This is a genomic window from Paenibacillus sediminis (genome assembly GCF_017873765.1).
Classification (GTDB): Bacteria; Bacillota; Bacilli; order Paenibacillales; family Paenibacillaceae; genus Paenibacillus_AG; species Paenibacillus_AG sediminis.
Genome location: NZ_JAGGKP010000022.1, coordinates 1 through 4,588 on the forward strand (window position 1 = coordinate 1; position 4,588 = coordinate 4,588).

Genomic DNA, 4,588 nt, shown 5'->3' on the forward strand with positions numbered 1-4,588 from the left:
CGCAACAAGATATGATGGGCTTATTCTTGTGTCAGTGAATGACTTTGTTTACGGAAATCGTTCGGTGTTATACCCTCAATCTTTTTGAACACTTTCGCTGAGCGCGCCAATCTCTCCTGCGCGGAACAGCAAGCCTACAATATTAGTAGGCTCTGCACATCCGAATTCCTTTTGCAGTTCCGCATCTTTAAGATTTGGTTCGATAACAATGTTATAAACAAGATGAATATCTGCCATGTCGCTCCTTTCATCATTCTGCGCCATCTCTATAACTTCCAAAGCCATCGCTCTAGTTGACTCCTGAATAACGATTTCTGCATCAAACGAGCAGACACAGCAAGTGATGAAAAACTAATATTAATTTCTGGAAGTGGCAATCTGATCAACTCCTTATAGCTTGCTCATAATTTTATCGAACTCTGTTTCGATGATCTTGTCCCATTGTGGCTTATGCGATACTCCCACTTCTTACCACGTTTTTGAAAGCTAGCCATATGAATCCTCCTCCAAATCAATAAACCAACTGTTTGTGAATATCATAATAGATCGTATCTTCAATATTCGCAGATCCGAAGCACAATTCGCCGGATGTCCGATAAATCGAAGACTTTAGGCTTTCGTTCGAGAGCATCAAAAGCTGATTTCCATACAATAGGTAGATTAATGCCAAACAAATGATTCTTTTCAAAATGTCGGGTGTACGCAGCGTCGGGGACTGATACTGCAGCTTATCCGGATCACTCACCCGCCATCCACTCCCCTCAAATCCCAATATAAAAAGCCCTGCCTAAGCAGAGCTCAATTCATTAAAACACTTGTGTCGCAGTATGGTCCTACTGTGTAATAGGTTCTCTAGCCCAAAAAATATCCCTCTTCACCACTTTTGCAGGATTACCAGCAACAACACAATTTGATGGTACATCTTTTGTGACCACTGAACTAATACCAATGGCGCTGTTTTCGTTAACTGTGACTCCCTTTAGAATATGGCTATAAGCTCCTACCCAAACATGATCATTGATCACAACACTTTTTGAACTATTGACCCTATTTTTAGTGTTCATATCATAAATTGGATGGCTATCTGATGTCCTTATAGTTAAATCATGAGAGATCATACAATCTTGACCGATCGAAACCTTATTACCTGATTCCACAACCGATATCCCTGCTCGTTCAATCGAAGTCCAATCTCCTATTTGAATAACACAATTGTCAGACTCATACCATAATACACCGCCGAACATTGCACATTTTCCAAGAACAAGCTTATGATTTACCCCTCTCATAAATATCTTCGTATCCAAAAAATTGAGTGTGTCGTTTAATTCAATTAGGTGATTGTCTCCATGTATCTCTATTGTAATACCAGAAAACCTTCCAACATTGCTTATATTTATTTGATTATGAGATCCCATAATAACTATGTTGGAGTTAAGCAGCGTAGAGTTTGTAACTTTTACCGTGTTTAGTTCTCCAGTAATTTGAGCTACAGTATTTTCAAGTTTACTATTTTCTAAGATAATGAATTCTGAGATTCGCTCTTTTTCCCTCTTTTTCATTTTCCAAAAAATGATGATCACTCCAATCTATTTATTCACCTCAATTATACCTATTTAATTATACTATTTGTATCAAAAATTATTTTTCCGGAGAGCGTAAAATATTTTGTGTAAATAGATAAATAGAAAAAGGAAGCCCTTTTCTTGTAGAATTAAGTCACCACAACTATTCACAGAAAAGAGGACTTCCCTATGAATCATTTTACAACAGATTTGGTCCAAGCTCTAGTCACGAAACAAGATGTTACAGAGGTATTTCGTAAGCATTTAGAGACTGCCATGAATCATTTACTAGAAACGGAACTTACTGCATTTTTAGACTATGAAAAATATGATCGAATAGGCGTCAATTCAGGTAATTCTCGTAACGGTGTTTATACACGTACGCTCCACACGGAATATGGCGACTTGCACCTAAACATACCACGAGATCGCAATGGAGAGTTTAAACAGCAAACTGTTGCGCCTTATAAGCGTTCCAATGACACACTTGAATCCTTTGTTATCCACATGTTTCAAAAGGGGGTAACGATGACGGAGATTGCTGATCTCATCGAGAAAATGTACGGCCATCACTATACCCCACAAACGGTTTCTAATATGACAAACATCATGGTAGAGCATGTCGATGCTTTTATGAAACGAACACTTGCTCTGCGTCTATGTAGATGCCACATGTATCTCTGTTAAGCGTGACACGGTATCGAAAGAAGCCGTATATATTGCCGTGGGAATTCGTGAGGATGGATCAAAAGAGGTGCTCACGTATACCATTGCACCTACGGAATCGTCTTTCTTATGGAAAGAGCTACTCCTGGATGTGAAACAACGTTGAACGGATGAAATTCTTCTCTTTATCTCAGATGGTCTTACAGGCATGGTAAATGCCATTTCAGAGGTCTATCACAAGCGAAGTATCAAACGTGCTGTGTTCATTTATCTCGTAACATCGCCCATAAAGTGCGCGTATCGGATCGGAAAGAAATCTGTGAAGACTTCAAATCCGTATATCGTGCAGAAGATGAGCAAGGGGGTAGAGCTGCTCTAAAAGCCTTTTGTGACAAGTGGAGGGATTCTTATCCTAAAGTCGTTAAATCGCTACGAGACAACCCGTATATCTTCACGTTCTACAGTTTTCCAAAGCCGATCTGGAAAAGCATTTATTCTACCAATCTAATTGAATCATTTAACAAACGGATTAAGAAATATACGAAGCGTAAAGAACAATTTCCTCACGAAGAAGCACTAGAGAAATTCCTAGTATCACAGTTTGAAGACTATAACCAACGCTTCGCTACACGTTGTCACATTGGCTTTGATCAGGCGCGTGCAGAACTCCAAGCGATATTTACCACCAAAGACTAGCAAAATTTTCTACAGGAGAAGGCTATTTTCATTTACACAAAATTCTTGACGCTTCCTTTTTCTTCCTGAAGTGTATCAGAAATATGAGATTGTTCTCCATTTAATCGTATATATTGTTTGTATTCGTTCATACTCGATCACTAAGCATCTATTTACAACTCCGCACATTTTGTATTTACTGATTCACTTTCATTTCTAACTAATGCGAGTGTGCGCGGTTTGCTTGGATCCCAGTTTGAAAATTTGATCGAAACGCTTGTCTAAAACTCAGCCATCTTTGGAGCATGGAAGTTCCACATCAATGCAGGTGATAAGGTTTCAAACGGGCATTCGCCTGGTGCAGTACGTTGAAGGGATTAGACGGAAGGATGTAGTAAGGCCGACCGAATTAAACTTATGGTTTGTCCATTTGAAACCCAGCTGTCATTCTATCCAAATTGGCGAAACCAGATGGAACACCCGTTACCTCGCTGTTATCCTGATTTGCATACTTCTGTTCAAGGTCTTCGAATACCTCAGGTAATATCTCTTTAATCCCGCGGTACTTTTTCTTTGTTTCCGTTTGATCCGCTATTTCCACAAGTTTACTTTTTGCGGAAGCTATAACCTCATTAGGCCTCACTAAATTTCTCGCTTGTTCAAGCTGTTCTTCCAGTTCGGAAATAAGTTGGCGCTGGGCATAGACTTCTTTGATAATGCCGATTTAATAACCCGCATTTGATGCTGTCGGAGTTGCGTTTGCCATCTTACTCAAGTAGCTAACAGAATCATATTCAAGCCAGCCTTTTACTCGCAACCGTTCTATAACAGTCACAAGGTCAACAGGCTGTCCATCCTCGAATACCTCTTGCATAGCTTTAAATATCCTTCGATGCTCTAACTTCGTAAATTCATTACCCCTGAGCATGTCCATTGCTTCATCAACAGCTACTTGTGAATCGATTAACATCGCACCGCTCCTTTGTATTATTTGCAATACTTGGTTTGTATAACGTTAACCAGGAATCGAAAAAATCCGCAAAAGATGCTGATTGGAGTAAAGGAGCTGTCCTGTAGCCCTTACTTTTCCATATGTCAGCCCCTAGTTGGTCTCTCTTCGTTTTTTTGATGGGGGGGATACCCTCAATATGCTGTATTATCCTCTTGTTCTAAAGCAATGAGCTTTAACTCACGTGCTGGTATGTATCCGCGATCTGCATCGGCATGATGTTGAGAACAAAGAGTGATAAGGTTATTGTGTGTCTAGCCTTAGTGACCAATCATCTACCAATGCAACGATATGATGAACGCTAGTGTTAACGTGGGTAAACCTATCAAGAGTACAATATAGCTCACGCATACACACTTGGCATAGCCTTAAGTCTCTGTCTTGTATATCGTCTCGCTTCATGCCCCATGCCACGCTGTTTCTAAACCTTCTAATCTCTTTGCGCTCTGCATATGGGGGCGATGGCAGGACACGGTTCAAGTTTGTAGCAGGGTTAAGTGTCCGAAAGAAAATAACGAGAAACAAAATACCAAGCGCTTGGGAATATGTTAGTGAGGTGGTGATATGAACTTTGTCCTAAGCGATTTCGACATCTGCTGCTCCTGGCGCTCTTGGGCCGTATTCGCAAGGCATAAGCATTGGCAATTTGGTATATACTTCAGGGCAGCTCGGG

General features: G+C 40.3%; 6 protein-coding genes and 1 pseudogene. 2 read left to right on the forward strand and 5 right to left on the reverse strand.

Features of this window, described 5'->3' with window-relative positions; genetic code table 11:
- Nucleotides 1-75 precede the first annotated feature (75 nt).
- From J2Z20_RS17670 to J2Z20_RS17680, 3 genes are all read right to left on the reverse strand, one after another.
- Nucleotides 76-285, reverse strand: a complete 210-nt coding sequence (locus tag J2Z20_RS17670) for a phage tail assembly chaperone (protein WP_209853386.1) — start codon at nucleotides 283-285, stop codon at nucleotides 76-78.
- 226 nt (nucleotides 286-511) lie between these two features.
- Nucleotides 512-745, reverse strand: coding sequence for a hypothetical protein (locus J2Z20_RS17675; protein WP_209853388.1), 234 nt, complete (start codon nucleotides 743-745; stop codon nucleotides 512-514).
- An 88-nt stretch (nucleotides 746-833) separates the two neighbouring features.
- A complete protein-coding gene (locus tag J2Z20_RS17680) occupies nucleotides 834-1,583 on the reverse strand; it encodes an acyltransferase (RefSeq protein ID WP_209853390.1) in 750 nt (249 codons plus the stop codon).
- 171 nt (nucleotides 1,584-1,754) lie between these two features.
- Here J2Z20_RS17680 and J2Z20_RS17685 point away from each other — a divergent pair.
- Nucleotides 1,755-2,927 (forward strand): annotated as a pseudogene (locus tag J2Z20_RS17685) (IS256 family transposase).
- A 394-nt stretch (nucleotides 2,928-3,321) separates the two neighbouring features.
- Here J2Z20_RS17685 and J2Z20_RS17690 read toward each other — a convergent pair.
- Both J2Z20_RS17690 and J2Z20_RS17695 read right to left on the reverse strand, forming a co-directional pair.
- Nucleotides 3,322-3,549: a hypothetical protein gene (locus J2Z20_RS17690; RefSeq protein WP_209853392.1), complete on the reverse strand. Its 228-nt coding sequence runs from the start codon at nucleotides 3,547-3,549 to the stop codon at nucleotides 3,322-3,324.
- An 81-nt stretch (nucleotides 3,550-3,630) separates the two neighbouring features.
- The gene (locus J2Z20_RS17695) at nucleotides 3,631-3,876 is read right to left on the reverse strand and encodes a DnaB-like helicase N-terminal domain-containing protein (protein WP_209853394.1); all 246 of its coding nucleotides are present in this window, start codon (nucleotides 3,874-3,876) and stop codon (nucleotides 3,631-3,633) included.
- A gap of 622 nt (nucleotides 3,877-4,498) precedes the next feature.
- On the opposite strand from J2Z20_RS17695, the gene J2Z20_RS17700 reads away from it, so the two are divergent.
- On the forward strand, nucleotides 4,499-4,588 hold a 90-nt coding region (locus tag J2Z20_RS17700), incomplete at its 3' end, for a Rid family hydrolase (protein WP_342454333.1).